The sequence below is a fragment of the Lentibacillus sp. Marseille-P4043 genome (assembly GCF_900258515.1).
GTDB lineage: Bacteria > Bacillota > Bacilli > Bacillales > Amphibacillaceae > Lentibacillus_C.
The window spans coordinates 1595706-1613292 of sequence record NZ_LT984884.1 but is presented as its reverse complement, the minus strand read 5'-3'; the positions used below and the strand labels follow the sequence as shown (position 1 = coordinate 1613292).

21 protein-coding genes are annotated in these 17587 nt (G+C 37.8%); 6 read left to right on the top strand and 15 right to left on the bottom strand.

Annotation, left to right across the window (positions count from 1 at the left end):
- Window positions 1-2: 2 nt before the first annotated feature.
- From C8270_RS07910 to C8270_RS07895, 4 genes are all read right to left on the bottom strand, one after another.
- Window positions 3-284, bottom strand: coding sequence for a DUF5344 family protein (locus C8270_RS07910; RefSeq protein WP_106496309.1), 282 nt, complete (start codon window positions 282-284; stop codon window positions 3-5).
- 415 nt (window positions 285-699) lie between these two features.
- A complete protein-coding gene (locus C8270_RS07905; RefSeq protein WP_106496308.1) occupies window positions 700-1077 on the bottom strand; it encodes a hypothetical protein in 378 nt (125 codons plus the stop codon).
- Window positions 1055-1480 (bottom strand): type II toxin-antitoxin system VapC family toxin, encoded by a 426-nt coding sequence (locus C8270_RS07900; RefSeq protein ID WP_158701658.1) that lies wholly within the window; start codon window positions 1478-1480, stop codon window positions 1055-1057. The genes C8270_RS07905 and C8270_RS07900 overlap by 23 nt, the downstream gene beginning before the upstream one ends.
- The gene (locus C8270_RS07895; RefSeq protein WP_106496306.1) at window positions 1467-1736 is read right to left on the bottom strand and encodes a CopG family transcriptional regulator; all 270 of its coding nucleotides are present in this window, start codon (window positions 1734-1736) and stop codon (window positions 1467-1469) included. The genes C8270_RS07900 and C8270_RS07895 overlap by 14 nt, the downstream gene beginning before the upstream one ends.
- Before the next feature lie 431 nt (window positions 1737-2167).
- Between C8270_RS07895 and C8270_RS07890 the strand changes: the two genes are divergently transcribed.
- On the top strand, window positions 2168-3064 hold the full coding sequence (locus C8270_RS07890) for a nucleoside hydrolase (RefSeq protein ID WP_106496305.1): 897 nt from the start codon (window positions 2168-2170) through the stop codon (window positions 3062-3064).
- 22 nt (window positions 3065-3086) lie between these two features.
- Here the strand turns inward: C8270_RS07890 and C8270_RS20640 are convergent, their stop codons facing one another.
- Window positions 3087-3209, bottom strand: a complete 123-nt coding sequence (locus C8270_RS20640; protein WP_267894834.1) for a hypothetical protein — start codon at window positions 3207-3209, stop codon at window positions 3087-3089.
- Between the two features lie 53 nt (window positions 3210-3262).
- Between C8270_RS20640 and C8270_RS07885 the strand changes: the two genes are divergently transcribed.
- Both C8270_RS07885 and C8270_RS07880 read left to right on the top strand, forming a co-directional pair.
- The gene (locus C8270_RS07885; protein ID WP_106496304.1) at window positions 3263-3736 is read left to right on the top strand and encodes a hypothetical protein; all 474 of its coding nucleotides are present in this window, start codon (window positions 3263-3265) and stop codon (window positions 3734-3736) included.
- On the top strand, window positions 3733-4221 hold the full coding sequence (locus tag C8270_RS07880) for a hypothetical protein (protein ID WP_106496303.1): 489 nt from the start codon (window positions 3733-3735) through the stop codon (window positions 4219-4221). Before C8270_RS07885 ends, C8270_RS07880 begins: the two co-directional genes overlap by 4 nt.
- A 140-nt stretch (window positions 4222-4361) precedes the next feature.
- Here C8270_RS07880 and C8270_RS07875 read toward each other — a convergent pair whose 3' ends face one another.
- Window positions 4362-4577: a DUF2922 domain-containing protein gene (locus C8270_RS07875; RefSeq protein ID WP_106496302.1), complete on the bottom strand. Its 216-nt coding sequence runs from the start codon at window positions 4575-4577 to the stop codon at window positions 4362-4364.
- 35 nt (window positions 4578-4612) lie between these two features.
- Window positions 4613-4837 (bottom strand): DUF1659 domain-containing protein, encoded by a 225-nt coding sequence (locus C8270_RS07870; RefSeq protein ID WP_106496301.1) that lies wholly within the window; start codon window positions 4835-4837, stop codon window positions 4613-4615.
- Window positions 4838-5215: 378 nt separating this feature from the next.
- On the opposite strand from C8270_RS07870, the gene C8270_RS07865 reads away from it, so the two are divergent.
- Window positions 5216-6526 carry a Na+/H+ antiporter NhaC family protein gene (locus C8270_RS07865; protein ID WP_106496300.1) on the top strand — a complete coding sequence of 437 codons (1311 nt, stop codon included), beginning with the start codon at window positions 5216-5218 and terminating at the stop codon, window positions 6524-6526.
- Between the two features lie 335 nt (window positions 6527-6861).
- Here the strand turns inward: C8270_RS07865 and C8270_RS07860 are convergent, their stop codons facing one another.
- The 7 genes from C8270_RS07860 to C8270_RS07835 all read right to left on the bottom strand — a co-directional run bounded on the left by C8270_RS07860 (window position 6862) and on the right by C8270_RS07835 (window position 14570).
- The gene (locus C8270_RS07860) at window positions 6862-7809 is read right to left on the bottom strand and encodes an LCP family glycopolymer transferase (protein WP_106496299.1); all 948 of its coding nucleotides are present in this window, start codon (window positions 7807-7809) and stop codon (window positions 6862-6864) included.
- 400 nt (window positions 7810-8209) lie between these two features.
- Window positions 8210-8356 carry a PBECR4 domain-containing protein gene (locus tag C8270_RS20825; RefSeq protein WP_158701657.1) on the bottom strand — a complete coding sequence of 49 codons (147 nt, stop codon included), beginning with the start codon at window positions 8354-8356 and terminating at the stop codon, window positions 8210-8212.
- 17 nt (window positions 8357-8373) lie between these two features.
- Entirely contained in the window at window positions 8374-9804 is a 1431-nt protein-coding gene (locus tag C8270_RS07855) for a M81 family metallopeptidase (RefSeq protein ID WP_158701656.1), read from the bottom strand.
- An 18-nt stretch (window positions 9805-9822) separates the two neighbouring features.
- Window positions 9823-11178, bottom strand: a complete 1356-nt coding sequence (locus C8270_RS07850; RefSeq protein ID WP_158701655.1) for an MFS transporter — start codon at window positions 11176-11178, stop codon at window positions 9823-9825.
- A gap of 91 nt (window positions 11179-11269) precedes the next feature.
- Window positions 11270-12238 carry an ROK family glucokinase gene (locus C8270_RS07845; protein WP_106496296.1) on the bottom strand — a complete coding sequence of 323 codons (969 nt, stop codon included), beginning with the start codon at window positions 12236-12238 and terminating at the stop codon, window positions 11270-11272.
- Window positions 12239-12340: 102 nt separating this feature from the next.
- Window positions 12341-13075: a glucosamine-6-phosphate deaminase gene (locus C8270_RS07840; protein WP_106496295.1), complete on the bottom strand. Its 735-nt coding sequence runs from the start codon at window positions 13073-13075 to the stop codon at window positions 12341-12343.
- Window positions 13076-13406: 331 nt separating this feature from the next.
- Window positions 13407-14570, bottom strand: a complete 1164-nt coding sequence (locus C8270_RS07835; RefSeq protein ID WP_106496294.1) for an ROK family transcriptional regulator — start codon at window positions 14568-14570, stop codon at window positions 13407-13409.
- A gap of 458 nt (window positions 14571-15028) precedes the next feature.
- Between C8270_RS07835 and C8270_RS07830 the strand changes: the two genes are divergently transcribed.
- Together C8270_RS07830 and C8270_RS20255 are read left to right on the top strand one after the other, a co-directional pair.
- Window positions 15029-15238, top strand: a complete 210-nt coding sequence (locus C8270_RS07830; protein WP_106496293.1) for a hypothetical protein — start codon at window positions 15029-15031, stop codon at window positions 15236-15238.
- 89 nt (window positions 15239-15327) lie between these two features.
- Window positions 15328-15987: a type II toxin-antitoxin system VapC family toxin gene (locus C8270_RS20255; protein ID WP_199794659.1), complete on the top strand. Its 660-nt coding sequence runs from the start codon at window positions 15328-15330 to the stop codon at window positions 15985-15987.
- Window positions 15988-16389: 402 nt separating this feature from the next.
- On the opposite strand, the gene C8270_RS07820 is transcribed toward C8270_RS20255, so the two are convergent.
- Window positions 16390-17535, bottom strand: coding sequence for a PD-(D/E)XK nuclease family protein (locus C8270_RS07820; protein ID WP_106496292.1), 1146 nt, complete (start codon window positions 17533-17535; stop codon window positions 16390-16392).
- Between the last annotated feature and the right edge of the window lie 52 nt (window positions 17536-17587).

The window sequence follows — 17587 nt, the reverse complement described above, 5'->3', positions numbered from 1 at the left end:
AGCTATTTCAAATACGTCATATAGTCTGCCAGCAATTGGTCTGTTTCGATGAGTGACTCAACAGATCCTTCAGTTGTGTTAATAAGATGAAGCAACAATAATTTATAGGACTCCATCAAAGATGAATAAGCACGGTTTAATTGATTTAGCTGATCCAAAAGATCGAGTTGATTTTCCCCTGCAATTTTTTCTGGAAAAGCAGATTCAAAGTTTTGTGCCGATCCTTCCAGTACAGAAATAGCTTGCTTGATTGGATGTTGCTCAATTTTTATTTCCGTAGACATGTTATTCGCCTCCTTCTATAAAATTAACTTTTCTTGAAATACCGCTGTTTTTCTCACGTTTTCCCCTTTTTCTATAGGACGTTACGCCGAAAACAACCAATAGCAAACATTTAATTATTTATTTTTACTATCAATAATTCCCAACTTTTTGTCAATGCTACAGAATGCCTAGTTCATCAATGATAGGAACGCAACTATCCTATTCATATAACAAAAAAGCCATTCAACCTTTTCCGGAAAACAAAATAGGCCAAACAGCTTTATACACAGTTCAATTATCATCATTCATTCGTTTTGGATCGCAAACAAAACTAAATTTCTCTAGACTCTACTATTCAAAAAGGGATCATGAACAATCTCCCAGATTCACAACATCTCCACCATCATCAACATACCAGGGCATTGATCCCAGCATCTAATAATAAACCGAATCCACCACCGTTCGTCCAAAAACATATCCTTCTTTTGTTTTCCCTTTAATATCGATCGTTATGTTATAAACAGTACCCGCTTGATTCAGCTGTATTGCCTGGGACAAATCCGCATTTCCTGTAGCCAAAAATGTCTTTGTATTCGATGGATTTTTCGAATCTGTTACATGAAAAGTCACGCGTAACGATTCGTCGATTACTTGTGAAAAATCGATATTCAAATCATAGGTTAGTTGATTGTTTTCCATTTCCTTTTGAGAACGATAGAGTTTTTGCTGCGCCGTTTGAAAATCCGCCCTGAATCTCTCATGACTAAAGTCACGAGTGTTCTCAGCTTTTTCACAAATATGGAACCACTTCAAAATCCATCACGTAAAAATGATGATCAAATCCGAATACCTTGTTAATCTCTTCCTTTTTCATAATTGCCATACTGACTGCATCGACATAAGATAAACGTTGATCTGGAAAATCCCTCAAAAGCTGTTCTGATATTTCTAGTGTGTCTCTTTCACCAACGATAACATCCAACATACCGCTTGCTTTCGATCGATTGATGACATCGAGAAAGGTTCCCGCATATTTGAACCCCTCGTGATATCGCAACCAGGTATAGGTTTCTGCGATGACATAACTGGAAGAAAAACGTTTAACGGATAAATCAAGGCTTTTCAAATAGGTCTGGGCCTTGTTATGAAAATGATCACTCTCTACGGTTAGCGCAATCCACGCCCCAGTATCGATAAATAATTTACTTCTCTTCATGGGTGTCTCCTTTTTCAAATAAATAAATATCCTGATCATGTTCCACGGATCCATTTTTTGCACCATTCTTTACTAATCCAACCAGTTCAAATAACGGATCTTTTTGGTTTGCTCGGTTATTTACCAGATAATTATCAATGGCTTCCCTAATAATTTCTGCTTCCGTCTTGCCATTTAGCGCGGATAATTGTTTTACTCGCTTATTTTGCTCAGGCTCAAGGTAAACTTGTTTTCTAACTTTTCTTTCATAATCCATAGTTAATCACCTCATATACATTATATATAATAATAGTGATGTATACAAGGAACGGCTTAATACAACTAGGGCGGTCAAAAATGGTGATTATTATTTAATAACTCAAATTACTGAATAGTCAGATTAAATTCATATAACTTACTTAATCCGAACCCAGCCTAAGTTTTTATCAATTTTCACTTTTAGTTTATAGTCATTTGAAATGGATAATATAAATGGGATTGAATTTGCACAGCATATCCTGTCATTGTATGATAACATCATGATCTTTTTTGTGACACCAAGCCAAATTCGCTCACACATCTGACTTTCTTACCAAAGCTATTGATTTTTTTCAGTTCAAGAAAACGATGAACATGATGAAATAAAATAGAAACACGACACTAAATACAAAAACACCCAACCATAACAACACGAAAGGAATGAACAACATGCCAAAACCAATCATTATTGATACAGACCCGGGGATTGATGACGTTGTTGCGATAACAGCAGCACTACGCTCGGATGAATTAGACGTGAAACTGATAACGACAGTCGGCGGAAATGTCGGGATAGAGAATACGACCAGAAATGCAGTTGATTTGGTTACTTTTTTAGGAAAAGATACACCGATTGCCAAAGGATTAGGAGAACCACTCGTACTTCCGGCAAAAACAGCATCACAGGTGCACGGAAACAGCGGGATAGGCGATTACCGGTTTGAAGCGGAGGCCAATCCAGATTTACTATCAAATGATAACGCCATCATGGAAATGAAAAATTACATAATGAAGTCAGCGGATCCCGTTACACTTGTGCCAATCGGACCATTGACGAACATTGCGCTTTTGTTGAAAATGTTCCCGGAAACAAAGGAGAATATTGAACAAATCATATTAATGGGCGGAGCTGTAGAAGGTGGAAACGCGACACCTGCAGCAGAATTCAATATCTATGCTGATCCACATGCAGCTAAAATTGTGTTTGATTCTAGCATGAAAATTGTCATGTGCGGCCTGGACGCGACCCGTTTGACAAGCGTTTCCTTTGATGACATCGCAAAATTGCGCGAACAAGGAAATGTTGGTGAAATGATCTATCAGATGCTTGATCACTATAAACAGGCATATTCAGAAAAAGCCATCGTCATTCACGATTTATGCACCATCTTTTATTTAACAAACCCCGAGCTTTTTCAAGTGAAACGGGCGAACATCAATGTAGTGACAGAGGGAGACGAAGCCGGAAATACAATTGCGGATTTTTCGGATGAGGGGAATGTCTTGGTCTGTGTAGATGCGGACGTGGAGGCGTTTCGGCGGAAGTTTGCTGCTTTGTTGGATTAGTAAAGGCGGTATCATTTATTTCTTAGCTAAATGATACCGCCTTCTTGTCAGAAAGTTGATGTGTTTTTGTTTTTAAATACGTGATTACGCGACCTTCTCCTCTCCTTCCTTCTTTCTTCTCATTACCATTACGTATATTTTCCATTAAATTAATAATAATAACAGGATAGCAGAAGCATATGAATGGAGGTTCATCATATGGGATTCGCAGTTTTTTTCTTGGCATCTTGGCTGATTGTTGCCATATTTGTCGTTTTACCGAAAAAACTCTCCATTATCGAAAATACAGTAATCTTCCTTGTCTTATTAATTATAATCATTAATGCATCGTGGATTATTATTGAAGAATTGAAGCTGATCAAAGAAACTCAAGAGGGCATCAAATATGTCGCCTATTTGCTTAATAGAAGTGTCATCATTCCAATGACATTAATTACACAATTAAATATCATACATCAATCCAATACCCCCTTGAAGTTTATCTTAACAATCACTGTTTCATTAGTTTTCTTGCTGGGATTAAGGGCATTGTCTCTCTACTTTGATATTATTAGTTATGTTAAATGGAATTTCGGCTATGATGTCATCTACATTCTTATCCTGCACCTCATCACGTATTATGCCTATCAATTATTTAAAAAATTAGCCCAGAGCGAGGTGGATATTTCATGAATTTATGGGGGCACTTTGATAAAAATGAAATATATATATTAATCGCTCTTGTTGTACTATACGCCATTTTCTTTTTGCTTCCCAAACGATTCTCACGTGATGTGACATTATTGTTTTTAATATGGGGGTTTGCTTGTGCAACACTGTTTGATTTTACCATTGGGGGAGGTTTGATTGATCTTTATAAGACAAATGATCTGAGCAGCTATGAATTATTTGATCTACTGTTGTATTTCATGGTTGCTCCAGTCAGTTATCTTTTTGTTTATTTATATGATGGCTTAAGCATTAACAAAAAAACATTTATATGGTATATCATGGTATGGATGATTGCCGGATTGGGAGCGGAATGGATTTCAACAAAGATGGGGGTAACAACACATCAACATGGCTATCAAATTTCCTATTCTGTTGCTGTGTTTCTCGTCGTTCTAACAACAACAGCGCTGTATTACGAATTGGTGAAACGTAGTAGAAAAAGTTAATCAATCCCGCCCGTGTTCCGCTTTAATCAAGGCTTTTGAAAATTGGACACTCCAGAAAATAATAGTTTCCAAAAGCATCCAAAGTATCACGACAATTTAAACGTCAAAATAGACCCCACCTAAAATGGGGCCCATCAACCTTAACCAAGTTCAATTTCCTCAACATTTCGCTCTACAATTCGAGCACTCTTGATCGAAACGAGATCCCCGCCTGTTGATGTGAACGCATTTTGGGTAATGACTTCATCCATGGCACTTTTGATTGTTGCCGGATCAACAGGTTCAACGGGTTTTTCTAAGGAATACGTAACTGTTTTCCCTTCTTTATTTAAAAATTTTAGTTCAAGCTTTTTCATGGTTTCCCCTCCCTTCCTCCTTATTTACGAGAGGCTTATGCATCTCTGATTTCTGAGCTATCCCTACGTTCAATGTTGTAAAGCGGGCGCTCCTGTAGTGGTGCAATTGCATGTGCAATCGCGTACAACTGATCTGCTGTTGCAGCCGTTTTGACATTGTTGAAGTTTTTTGTTTTATAAAGTGGTTTCCCAGTCAAAACATCCGCACCATCATCTAGCACTAGACGTAGTGTGGAATCATATTTTTCTGCTACTGCCATTTGTCATCCCCCCTTTCACTAATACAATCGAGTGAATGGGGGTGAAAGGTGGCATGGAAGATCCAAAATTCCCTATTAATTGTTTGCTCATGGACTGCTTCCTATGATCATCCTCAGAAACCATAAGCGCTGAATCCAATCAATTACATCCTTTTCCATCAAATAACCCATAATATAGAAGGAAATGGTTAATAGTTGTCTAAAGAACCAAAATAATATAAAGTATGCAGAGGGTAAATACCCCTTGGGAAGGTCACTTTTCCCAACAATGATAAAGAAAAAGCCTACGTATTTTGTAAATATAAGACCTCTTCTTGTTTTTGCATGAAGAGGTTTTTACATTTCGAGTTTATTTCTAAAAGTAATGAGGTGGTCATCATGAACAACGATAATAATGGAAATCCGTGGGCCCTTATACCATTTGTGGTGTTTTTAGTTTTGTTCATTGGCTCTGGGATTGTCTTACAGGATTTTTATGCGTTTCCGGTCATGGCAGCGATTGCGATTGCAGGGGCGGTTGCGCTGGCAATGGGACGCAAGGAATCGCTGCAAGAGAGAGTTGATATCTATTGTAAAAGTGCTGGCGATCCGAACATTATGCTGATGGTCCTTATTTTCCTATTGGCCGGTGCATTTTCCGGGGTGGCAGAAGGGATGGGTGCGGTAAATTCGACAGTGAATCTGGCATTATCAATTGTCCCGCAAAATTTATTAATCGTGGGCATGTTCATCATTGCTTGCTTTATTTCTTTGTCAATGGGGACGAGCATGGGAACGATTGTAGCACTTGCGCCGATCGGGGTTGGGATTAGCGATCAAACCGACATTTCGATGGCACTCTCCATGGCTGCAATTATTGGCGGATCGTTATTCGGCGACAACCTCTCGATCATTTCCGATACGACGATTGCCGCTGTCCGGACACAAGGAACGAAAATGAAGGATAAATTTAAAGTCAATTTCTTAATTGCTTTGCCCGCAGCGATTGTAACCTGTCTCATTCTTGGGGTAATGACAATGGGACAGCACGCGGAAATTAGTCAAAGTTCCTATAACTGGGTCAAGATTATGCCATATCTATGTGTCCTCATTACTGCGCTGATCGGAGTGAATGTGTTCGTCGTTCTCACTGTTGGAATTGTGTTTGCGGGATTAGTCGGACTCATCGATGGAAGCTATTCGATCATCGATTTGGTTCAAACAATTAATGAAGGCATGGCAGGCATGTTTGAAATTGCGTTTCTCGCCATACTAATAGCTGGTATGGTTGGCGTGATTAGACATCAAGGCGGGATTGACTATCTCCTTCATGCTTTGACCCGAAACACGAAATCGAAAAAAGGCGCAGAATTCAGCATTGCCGGAATTGCAGGTGCAACAGATCTTTCAACAGCGAATAACACAATTTCGATTATCGTTTCCGGTCCGCTTGCCAAAAATATCGCCGACAAATTTGGCATTGACCCACGCAGATCGGCAAGTATCCTCGATATTTTTGCCTGCAGCATTCAAGGCCTGCTTCCTTATGGGCTGCATCTTCTTGTCGCAGCAGAGGCCGCAAACATATCACCAGTCAGCATTTTGGCCTATTCGTATTACCCTGTATTAATTGGCTTATGCGGCATTCTAGCTATTCTGTTTCAATTCCCACGGTTGAAACGGGATGGGATGCGGGGTGAGGTCTCATAGCCACCTGGATATGGGAAATGCTCTGGTCTGTGTGAATGCGGATGTGGAGGTATTTCAGCAGAGGTTTGCTGGGTTGTTGGAATAATAAACACGGTATCATTTATCTTCACCTAAATGATACCGTTTCTTCGTTTGAAAGTTATTGTCTTGTGTCATAAATCAATTCCAACATACTGCTAAAAGCATCTAAATCTTATATTCCAGTAGGGTGGTTTTGCCATTTTGCCTTAATGAGATAACGTGAATGCTCATCCAATTGTTTCCCCTAACCCAGAACACAAACAAAGCCCACACATTCCTATTTCATTATGTGCAGGCCTAACAATCTTAAAAGTCTATGACTTAATCTCCGCTATCATCCCATGAACTTTCTCTATCTCTTCATCAGGAACTTGCAAGTAATAAATACCGCCAATTTTCGTGCCATTGCCTTTCATCATATAGCTAACAGCATTATTTCGAACGTCTTTATAATTCAATAACAAGTTTTTCATATCATCAAAATCCAGATTCGTTTCCATATTGTTACCCAATACATCAATCATGTTATCTATTTTCGTGACGGATGCAACACTTGCTCCTTTATCAACAATTGCCTGAATAACCTGGCGCTGGCGTTTCGTCCGGCCAAAGTCACCGTTTGGATCCAAATGACGCATGCGCACATATCCCATTGTCTTCGGTCCATTTAGCGAAATCTCACCTTGGCTATAATGATATCCCTTTTTATAGTAACCTTCATCGTACCAATCCAGTTTGTTATTAACGGTAATACCACCAACAGCATCAACCATTTCCGTTAATCCATCCATGTTCATTTCGACATAGTAATCCAATTCGACATCAAGCAGGTTCTCAACCGTCGCGATGGACATATCAGTACCACCAAACGCATAGGCATGATTAATCTTGTCCACGGTACCTTTGCCAACAATTTCTGTCCGAGTATCCCTAGGTATACTAATTAGCTGCATTTTATTTTGTTTCGGATCCAACGAAAGGACCATTAGTGCATCGGATCGTCCGCTATCTCCAGGACGTTTATCAACACCAAGCAATAAAATGTTCAATGGCTTTTGCTCATTCATTTTCTTCTTTCCAACAACTGGATCAATCGAAGTAACTGTCTTATGCATCTTCTCATTGACCGTTTCTTTAGCATTGTGGTAAATCGAATATGCGTATGTTCCAACACCAAGCACTAGTACGAAAATTACAGCCAGGCTTATTTTCAGCCAAAGACGTCTTGGCTTCTTTTGTTTATTTGATCGCTTTTGTTCCATATTAGCATTCCTTAGTTTTTTAAAATTTCTATGACTATTATACCATTTGTAGGATAGATTAGTAGTTAGAATTATACACCAGCTGCCGCTCATTTATTTGCTGACAAATATGATCACCCAACGCCATTCAATCATTTATCCCATCCAACAATTTACCAATTTCATATACAGTGATTTTGTACTCTTTATAACTTCTTTTAATTTCTGCTTTACTATCTATTTCTTTATGGTGGGGGATCTGACCAGCACAAACCCCTATTTACAAAATAAGGAAGCAAAAACAATAATTTGCTTTTACTTCCTTTCCTAATGATACAAATATTTTTCTAATGCTTCAATATCATCATGATCAGTCAATATGCTTATTGCCCAGTTATATGAAGATTCATGAAAACCCATTTTATCTTTGAATAAAGACTTTTCCACTTCTGATTACAATACTTTCTAATCCCAAAAGATGACAAAAGTTCTCTTCATCAAATCTTAACTCAATTTTTCGATTATTAGTTCCATCTTTAATTTCATACTTAAAAATATATGGACACAAATTAGTCTCGTTAAAGTTTATTCCATATCCATCGGAAAGATAGGCCTAGGAATATTCTCATACTCAATTTTCTCAATCCGCTGATAAGTCGCACCAGGTGTCATTGCAAGAATATCCAATTTGGAAATGGCACTTAACTCATCAAATAGATAGCCTTGTTTGACTACAATCACATCATAATCGTTAACATCGACACCTGCACGGGTGAAATGGTTAATCGTGATAAACGAATCACCACGGTTTGCAATAATCACATCCAAGTTTCCAATAGACAGCGTGCATGTTTCCCCTACTTTATCATTCGTTGCATTCAAGTATCCAAGCAGGTCCCCTTTTGCTTTAAGTGTTCCTTCCAATTCAACAGGCGTACTATATTTGTCAATATTCGTCCCAACTTTGATAGCTACTTGATCTCCCACTTCATGTGAATTCAACTGATGGAAGGCATCCGGATCATAAATAGCAGAAATCAATACTTTCTTATCCTGCAAATCTCTATCTTTCAACGATTCTAATAGCAAGGTACTCATCCCCGGTGCACCGGCAGTTGAGTTATCCCCTGAATCAGAAATGAAGACAGGCTTGGATGGTTCATCAAGCGCCTGTTCGATAGCTTCTTGCGGCTCAAGAACCGTTGCGTTAAATTCGAATTCATGGCGCCTATCGTATACATAGTTCGCCAATTCTTCCGTAACTTCATCAGCAAGCCCTTTATACTCCTCGGATTCGGGGACTACAAAGATGGAGGATCTTGTATTTTCCGTGTCATTCCATGCGTGGCAAATGAAAAAGTTGGCGCTGATAATCCCTTTTCTTTGTTCTAATTCTTTCAACTTATCAAGTATCGAACGTAGAGGTTCACTTGCAGCAACAGCTTTTTCACCAGGAATAATCATTGGTAAGCCCTTAAATGATGGTCTAATCTTGGCATTGTTTTTAATTGCATTTACTAATAGCTGGGCTGAAATACGTTCCACTTCCGGTTGATCCACATGTGGTACTGTACGATACGAATATACAATGTTGACATATTGGTGGAAATCCTCCGCTAGGTTACCATGGATGTCCAGTGTTAACGAAATTGGAATATCATATCCGATACATGCTCTGATTTCTTTCAATAATGCCAATTCCCCAGAACCAATCTCTTCAACAACCATTGAACCATGCAAATGTAACCAAATACCATCGATATCCTTATTTTTTTCAAGAACAGATAAGAATTTATCAGCAAAATATCTGTACGCTTCCTTTTTCACGGTACCTGATGACAATGCGGTTGCGTAGATGCTTGGTACAATTTCCACCCCATTATCTTTAAATACTTCTGTGCTGGCAAGACGTTTTTCCACTTCATTTCCCTCAACCAGAACAAAATCTTCTACAGATGTAGGAAATGAATTAAATGTATTTGTTTCATGATATAAACAACCAGTAATAATTTTCATTGTAAATTCCCCCATGCACTAATAATTTAAATCTTTGACAATATCTGCGTGATGCTTATCCAATTTATAGAAATACAAGATAATTACTTGCAAAACGGTCAACACTATTGGCAAGCTAAGCATCAAGGTGCGGATCATCGTTTTGGCACCTTCTGTAACAGCCGACGGATCATAACCTGCCCAGCTAAGCGCATAGCCGAGTAAACTCGAACCTATCGCAACCCCAAACTTTGTCGAAAAACTATAACTCGATACGAGCAAGCCTTCTGGGCGAGTACCAAACTTCCATTCTTGATAGTCGATTGTATCCCCTAACATAGTCAATGTAGCTGGGTCACCATAACCAATCAATACATTAGCTACAAAGAAAATAATAGAAAACAAGATCATTGATTGTCCTTCAACAAGGAATAGAGAAGCAAGTAAAACAACAGCTATGGTGAACATGAGCATACTTGAATTACGACTACTATATTTACGTAAAATGGATAAAGCAAAAAACCCACCCACTAAATTTGCTATATTCAATAGTGTCAAATAAAACGGTGCCATGCCTGGTTGCTCCAATACGTATTTAACGTAGTAAATGAGCACACCATTCATGATTCCCATCCTGACGAACCAAAGGAATGAATTGGCAGATACGAGAAGCCAGTATTTATTCTTAAACATTTGGGTAAGCGACTTTTTGATTTCAGTATTCTTTTGCTCTTTCGGAGTCACTACCCTTTCATGACAATTCTTAAATGTCAACCAAAAGAAAATGATACCGATTACAGAATAGATTCCCATTACTATTGGAAATCCAAGCTGTTGATTACCCCCTCCTAAATAATTCACAAGCGGTAAAGTAAGGGAGGCCACAATAATCGCACCTACAGATCTTCCAATAGCTCGGTAACTATTCAATTCACCTTTTTCTTTAGAATTCCTTGACATCAGTGGCATAAGCGCACCATATGGAATATTAATCATCGTATAAACAATACCAAGCAGTCCATAGGTGATATAGGCATAAATTACCTTTCCAGTCATAGACAGGTCAGGAGTAATAAAAGTGATGACACTCAATATACCAAATGGAACCGCAATATATAATAAATATGGTCTTGTTTTTCCATGTTTGCTTTTTGTTTTATCAACAATGATCCCCATCAATGGATCATTCACTGCATCAAAAATACGCGTGATCAAAAATAGTGTCCCTGCAGCGGCAGCAGTTATTCCAAAGACATCGGTGTAAAAAAATAGTAAATAACTGTTGACCATTCCCCAAACAAAGTTGGAAGCAACATCCCCATATCCATAGCTTATCTTTTCCTTTAGAGTTAACTTCGGCAATTTTGCATTTTCTTCCCTAACGGCTAGACCCAATTCATTCACTCCCTTAATTTCTGGTACAAAGTTTAAACCGCTTTCATTATCAAAAAATTAATCGCTTTCATTTATGGCAAATTTCATAAATTCAAGCTAGTACTTGATTCAGTCCACTTTTGACCAAATAAGCTGCACCTATCATCCCTGCATCATTTCCCAATTGAGCAAGCTTTATTTCACAGTTCTCACTAATCCTTGGCAAAGCATATTTTCTAAAATAATGAGTTATTTTAGAAAGCAATAGATTTCCAGCCTTTGAAAGCCCGCCACCAACGATAATAGTAGAAGGATTGATGATAGTCGCTGCACTCGCTACCATAAAACCGAGAACATCTGTTGTATGATCAATGATATGTTCACTGGCCTTGTCACCTTCCCTTGCCAATTCAAACACATCCCTAGCATCCAGTGCTCCATGCATTCTATAGTATAAAGCTAATGGGCTATCCGGGTTTTCTGTAATATAATCCATTGCTTGATGAACAATCCCTGTTGCCGAAGCAATTGTATCCAAACAACCTGTCCTTCCGCAATTACATGGATAACCATTAGGGTCGGCAATGATATGGCCGATCTCTGCTGCTGTCCCATTCATTCCACTTAATATTTCACCGTTTGCAATAATTCCGCTGCCAACTCCTGTACCCAGTGTAATTGCTATAAGATCTTTCGCATTGCTACCGCTTCCTTTTTTGTTTTCACCCAATGCAGCCAAATTGGCATCGTTTTCAATAAAGACCGGTAAATTGGACAAATTCTTTAGCCTATTACCCAAATCGAAATTCTTCCAACCTATATTAACAGCCTCGTAGACCATACCTGTTTCTTTATCAACGAAGCCTGGTGCACCCACTCCGATACCTAAAATTTGATTTTCTATCTGTAACTCCTTTAATGCTTCCGTAATAGACTCCCATATATATTCAACGATACGGCTACCATGATCTTTTTTATCTGTTGGGATTTCCCACTTATGAATCACTTCACCACTCACATTTAGCAGCCCTGCTTTCGTCGAGGTCCCACCAATATCCAATCCAATAATCAAATCTTCCACAGAAAAAACTTCCCCTTCCTAGTTAGGAAAAGCCCAAAAAGGAACATCTCTGGCATTCCTTTTTGGGAGTAATCCTATTATCCAAAAAATAAACCCAATCGATTAATATTTTTTATCAAGAAGAGATGCCGCTGCATCGTCAATGATAAAGATTGCATTCGGATGGGTTCTCAAAATAGAAGCCGGGCAATCTTCATTAATTGGACCTTCAATTGTCGCTTTGACAGCTTCTGCTTTTCTTGTTCCTGAAGCTACAAGCAGAATTTTTTTAGCATCCATCATATCTGCCAAACCTAGTGTCAGCATTTGCGTTGGTGCTTCGTCTCGTGTTAGATTTTGGTATCCCATGGTGCTCTGAATGGTTGATTCATCACTATCCGCAAGAAATAGTCGAGATTCAAATGGTGTTCCCGGTTCATTAGCTCCCAGGTGACCATTCACTCCTAACCCCAGAATCTGTAAATCGCGTGGATATTCTTTAAGAACCTTATTATATCGTTCTATTTCCGAATCTAAATCTGCAAGACTACCATCAAGTAATTCTATTACCTTTGGCTGTTTTTTGATTAAATCATATAACTTTTCACGCATATAGGTATGAACAGTGAACTTCTTATCTCTATCGGCTATGTATTCATCCAGATTCATCATGACAGTATTTTCAATAGGTAATTCATCGTTATTGATTGCTTGGACAAGCAAATCAAATAGACCATCATAACTGGCACCCGTAGTAGTATTGACTACAGCGTTTTCATTTTGTTTAATAGTATCAGCAAGAACATCGAATGCTTTTTGAGACAATGCTTGATAATCTTTAGTTTGAATAATTTCCATCATTACCCCACCTTTGTTTTAATATATTTTCATTGACTATAGTTAAACTAAGTTTATTTATTGATAAAAAAACATTGATTAAGACACCACAAAAATACGTGATTATTGTATCCATCCAATTAATTGTTAAACTTAATTTAATAATTGATTAAAGTATAGCACCTACTTAATGAAGACGCAATACATAGCACTAGATTTTTATCATTACAAATAACTTGCATTCTGTTTTTAAAAAGCACGCTTGCAAACAGATTCTTGCCATGAATATTTATTGAATGATGTTTAACAATTAGGTTAAAGTAGGCACTTACCCATATCCTCAACATTTTCATTAAATCTCATCATTGGAAAACCTTAAAAATTCATTAAGTACAAGTGCACTGGCACCAATCACTCCACTGTCTTTACCAATTTCAGGATAAATTAAATGAAAAGAGTCTTTAAAAGGGTTCCAAACGTACTTATCTGATTCTACAGCCACATCTTGAACTAGAGAAGGGAATTCTTGTATCATGGGTCCTGCAAGTAACACTGCCTCAGGATTATAAATACAAATGACGTTTGAAATAGCCAGCCCAAGATAAGTCCGTGCTCGGCTAATTATCCTTATCGCCCAATCCTCCTGCCTTTCAAATGCGGCAAACACCTCTTGTATTGGTTGTTGTACCTGCTTTTCTATTTCCGATGAACAAACAAACGTCTGTAAACATCCAAGCCTTCCACAATCACACATCACTCCTTGAGGATCTAATGTCATATGGCCGATTTCTCCTAGCATATTGCGATGTCCACGTAAAATTTCACCATTCAACATCGCTGCACCGCCAACCCCACTACCAACATAAATACAAACGGAATCATTGAAATCTTTCATACTTCCATATAAATTCTCCGCTAAAAGAACCGTTCTGACATGATTATCCACATATACTACATAATCCAGCTTTCTTTCCAAATAAGCCTTAACATCAATATTATCCCAATGAAATTGCGGAACCCGTAACACTCTTCCCTCCGGCCATGTAATAAGTCCAGGGATACTTACACCAATCGCTATGATTTTTTCCTTGATATCAACCCCCACCTGGTCCAGTAATCTTAAGATTTCCTCTGCAAGTTCACCTAGTATATTGTAGGCAGATTTATCTATATCAAAAGCTAGTTGCCTTTTTTCAATAACTTCCCCTGTTAAAGTAACAACTGCTATTTGAATACCACTCTTATCAAGTTCTACACCAACGATAAACGACCCAGTTGGATTTATTTCCAAGAGTGTCGCGCGTCTTCCCACCTCTCCCTCAGTCTGTCCGACTTCAACAACTAGTTCGTCATTAATAAGCTCCTTGATTATTTTTCCCACACTTGTATTACTCATTTTCGTTAATTGAGCAAGCTGGGATCTAGAGATTTTTTTATGTTTTTGAATGAGGCTTAGCAACATAAAATAATGGTATTTTCGAATACGACCTTGATCATATTTCAAATTCAATGGCATGTGAATATCCCCTTCTTAGTCGATGGCATTAGTTATTAAACTTAGTTTAACATATTTGAAGGGGGTGCGTATAAGTTTGGTGCGGTTAATGAGGTACGCGTTTTCATTCGCCCTTTATACTAGATCTCAAATGCCACGGACGGGACATGGGGACAGGTTAGGTGTCCCAGGCAATTTTGGCTTGATATATGGCTTGGCGCGTGGGACAAGGAACCTGTCCCCATGTCCCACCCATGTCCCACTGAATTACGCGACCACGATCGCTATAGGGACTGACCCCTGCAGTTCATGTATTCACCCAGAGTTTTACTTTTACTTTTCCTGGGAATATTAATAGTAAAGGTTCCTGTATGATGGCGTTTTTATTTACAAACTTACTTGCGAAATTAATATAAGGAGTTCTTTTTTCGTTAACAATCAATATATTTATAAAAATGGAATATTGAGGTGAATTAAAAATGGACAAAGAAATGGATAATAGATATAATAAAAGCAATAAAACCTTTGGAGTGATTGATATGTCAACTATTGAAACGCTCCCCAAGACAGATCAAAAGCGTAAAAGTGATGCAAAGAAACCTCAATCCATTTCAGAACTCAGAAAATCTCTTGCAGTAAAAACCGCACCTGGTCATTCCCTTCTTCAATTATATAGAAGGAGCAAGTAATAATTTTGACTGACGGAATAATTAGATTAGAGGATCTTAATTACGTTTCTTTTGAACAAGCATCCATATACGTTGATGCTTGTTTTTTATTGGCTTTTCTAGACGCAAATGGTGACGAGGATGGGGAATTAGTAGAAAAAGTTTTGTCAAAAATGCAAAATGATAAAGTTGAGAACATGTTAATTAGTAATCATGTTTTCTCAGAAGTAGTACATCACCTCTTTATAGGTAATTTTTACAATGTAATTTACACCGCTTACCGTAAATTTCATTTGAACCAAAAGCTAGACCAACAAGAAGAAGAAATATTAGGTGATTCTAATGTTGCTAGCAAGCTAATAGGATTGGTTGGGAATCGGGAGTTAGAAAAATTACGTCGTTCCGAACAGGTTTTCATCCCAATTAAAGACATTATTAAACAGTATAAAGAGACATATAGAGATCATAGCGGTCTATCCCATTACTATGATTACACACTAAACACTTTTAACAAGATGCTGAATGAATTAAGTGATTTATTCGGTATTGAAACAAGAATCATTACATCTGATGAAGATGCTTATTTCTTCGCACAGGAATTAATGAAGGAACGTAATTTAGAAGTAAACGATGCACTTCATTTAGCGGTAGCTAAAATACATAGCGCTGATTTTTTTGCTACCTTAGATGCTGACTTTATACATAATAATAATAATAACAACGAAGAACAAGATCCATCTATACTTCATGTATCCACAAGATTTATTTGAAGAAATGCTTTCATTTGCATTTAATGACTCATATTTTCTAACGACAAACTAAAAATGACGTGTGAATTTGCATGCATTTTCTGCAGGGTTAAAAGGGCAGGCACATGATATGACCCCCAAAAATTAATTTTTCATGATTTATTGTATAATAAAAGTAAGTAGAAGCATAAACTATAGCCCTTTACCTAAAGCTTAGGATGAGCGTGTGGTGGGGGGGGCTGACCCAGTTAAGAAGTAAAAATAGAAACAATTGTAAGTGCATATAATAATAAAGACCGCCCATGCTGGAACATGGAGCGGTCACAATAGTTCAAACCCCGAAAAGAGGGGAAAAGGTAGCGTGTGAAAATAATCCCTAACGTAATGAGGGTCTGACCCGGGTCTGACCCCTGCAGTTCATGATTAATTTCGGACACTTTCCATCCTCTTTAATCCCTGCGTACCAAAGACTTCATCAACTCGATCACAAAAACGGTTATGGAAAATCTCAAAAAATTGACCGAATCGATGCACTGTGTTTTCTTCCGTAAAATAAAACACACCAACTTCAGACTCATTATTTCCCCTGCGATCAGTCGTTCGTTTACCTGATTCTATGTATCTATCTGGAAAGTCCTTCTCTATTTCCGCTAGAACCTCATCAAAAATCTGTCGCAATTTACATAGACGTTCCAATTTAGCATGCCGCAATTGCTCATTAGTATATGCTGTATCCTTTTGTCTGCCATCTTTTTTTAAATTCCTGTATTGACGAAGCGAAATATAGAATCCGTTTTTCCTTTTATCCATTCGATAAAATAAACGATCTGGAAGGGTTCCGTAACGATTGCCATTTTTAAATGCATAGTGTACCCACGGCTTTCCAGAACTATTTCCCCTATTTACAGGTATATTACCAAAAATAGACTTAATAGCTGTAAACTGTCCTACTTGAGTTTTCAAACTTTCCTCTACGTTCTTGAAATTAGAGCTGTGAATATTTTGTAGTGTCGCTTGTTCGCTATCAAACTTTTCCTTCATGTAACCGTAGTAATTATGAAAGATATCACTATTCGTTAGCTCTACGTGTTGACTCATCCAATTAAGGATTGATTCTTTATCGAGACTTTTCACAGGATAGTGATTATCTCGTAATGCATCTAATTTATCTTCTTCATCAGCAAATATAAAACCGGATTTATAATATATTCCTAATATAATCTTGTCAGGACTTTGTTTTATTCGATCATCAAAATAGCGCTTTATTTGATCGGAGTGCATCATGGTGTTCACCTTATCTTCAATAATAAGTTCAAATTCCTTCTCATCTATCCTAAATTTTACAAGAACATCAATCGAATCAACTTGATTTTTCACATCAACAATTGTTATACGATCAAGATCCTCAACATTCCTACCATGTTTTCCCAGCATCATATTTAATAGGGACAAACCAAATTGCCGCATCTGCCTATCCTCACTTTGCTGTCCCCAGGCCAAACTCCAGCAAATGAAAGCATCCTGTGATAACTCACCCGTCGCAAATTTAAAAATATTAGGCTTACACATAATAATCCCCTTTATGATAGTCGTTTTTTACTATTATAACTTATTTTGATTT

What these genes read in the sequence shown, in the direction of transcription:
- C8270_RS07910 (WP_106496309.1), bottom strand. Translation starts at nt 284, where the DNA reads ATGTCTACGGAAATAAAAATTGAGCAACATCCAATCAAGCAAGCTATT.
- C8270_RS07900 (WP_158701658.1), bottom strand. Translation starts at nt 1,480, where the DNA reads ATGAAGAGAAGTAAATTATTTATCGATACTGGGGCGTGGATTGCGCTA.
- C8270_RS07895 (WP_106496306.1), bottom strand. Translation starts at nt 1,736, where the DNA reads ATGGATTATGAAAGAAAAGTTAGAAAACAAGTTTACCTTGAGCCTGAG.
- C8270_RS07890 (WP_106496305.1), top strand. Translation starts at nt 2,168, where the DNA reads ATGCCAAAACCAATCATTATTGATACAGACCCGGGGATTGATGACGTT.
- C8270_RS20640 (WP_267894834.1), bottom strand. Translation starts at nt 3,209, where the DNA reads ATGGAAAATATACGTAATGGTAATGAGAAGAAAGAAGGAAGGAGAGGA.
- C8270_RS07885 (WP_106496304.1), top strand. Translation starts at nt 3,263, where the DNA reads ATGGGATTCGCAGTTTTTTTCTTGGCATCTTGGCTGATTGTTGCCATA.
- C8270_RS07880 (WP_106496303.1), top strand. Translation starts at nt 3,733, where the DNA reads ATGAATTTATGGGGGCACTTTGATAAAAATGAAATATATATATTAATC.
- C8270_RS07875 (WP_106496302.1), bottom strand. Translation starts at nt 4,577, where the DNA reads ATGAAAAAGCTTGAACTAAAATTTTTAAATAAAGAAGGGAAAACAGTT.
- C8270_RS07870 (WP_106496301.1), bottom strand. Translation starts at nt 4,837, where the DNA reads ATGGCAGTAGCAGAAAAATATGATTCCACACTACGTCTAGTGCTAGAT.
- C8270_RS07865 (WP_106496300.1), top strand. Translation starts at nt 5,216, where the DNA reads ATGAACAACGATAATAATGGAAATCCGTGGGCCCTTATACCATTTGTG.
- C8270_RS07860 (WP_106496299.1), bottom strand. Translation starts at nt 7,809, where the DNA reads ATGGAACAAAAGCGATCAAATAAACAAAAGAAGCCAAGACGTCTTTGG.
- C8270_RS07855 (WP_158701656.1), bottom strand. Translation starts at nt 9,804, where the DNA reads ATGAAAATTATTACTGGTTGTTTATATCATGAAACAAATACATTTAAT.
- C8270_RS07840 (WP_106496295.1), bottom strand. Translation starts at nt 13,075, where the DNA reads ATGGAAATTATTCAAACTAAAGATTATCAAGCATTGTCTCAAAAAGCA.
- C8270_RS07835 (WP_106496294.1), bottom strand. Translation starts at nt 14,570, where the DNA reads ATGCCATTGAATTTGAAATATGATCAAGGTCGTATTCGAAAATACCAT.
- C8270_RS07830 (WP_106496293.1), top strand. Translation starts at nt 15,029, where the DNA reads ATGGACAAAGAAATGGATAATAGATATAATAAAAGCAATAAAACCTTT.
- C8270_RS07820 (WP_106496292.1), bottom strand. Translation starts at nt 17,535, where the DNA reads ATGTGTAAGCCTAATATTTTTAAATTTGCGACGGGTGAGTTATCACAG.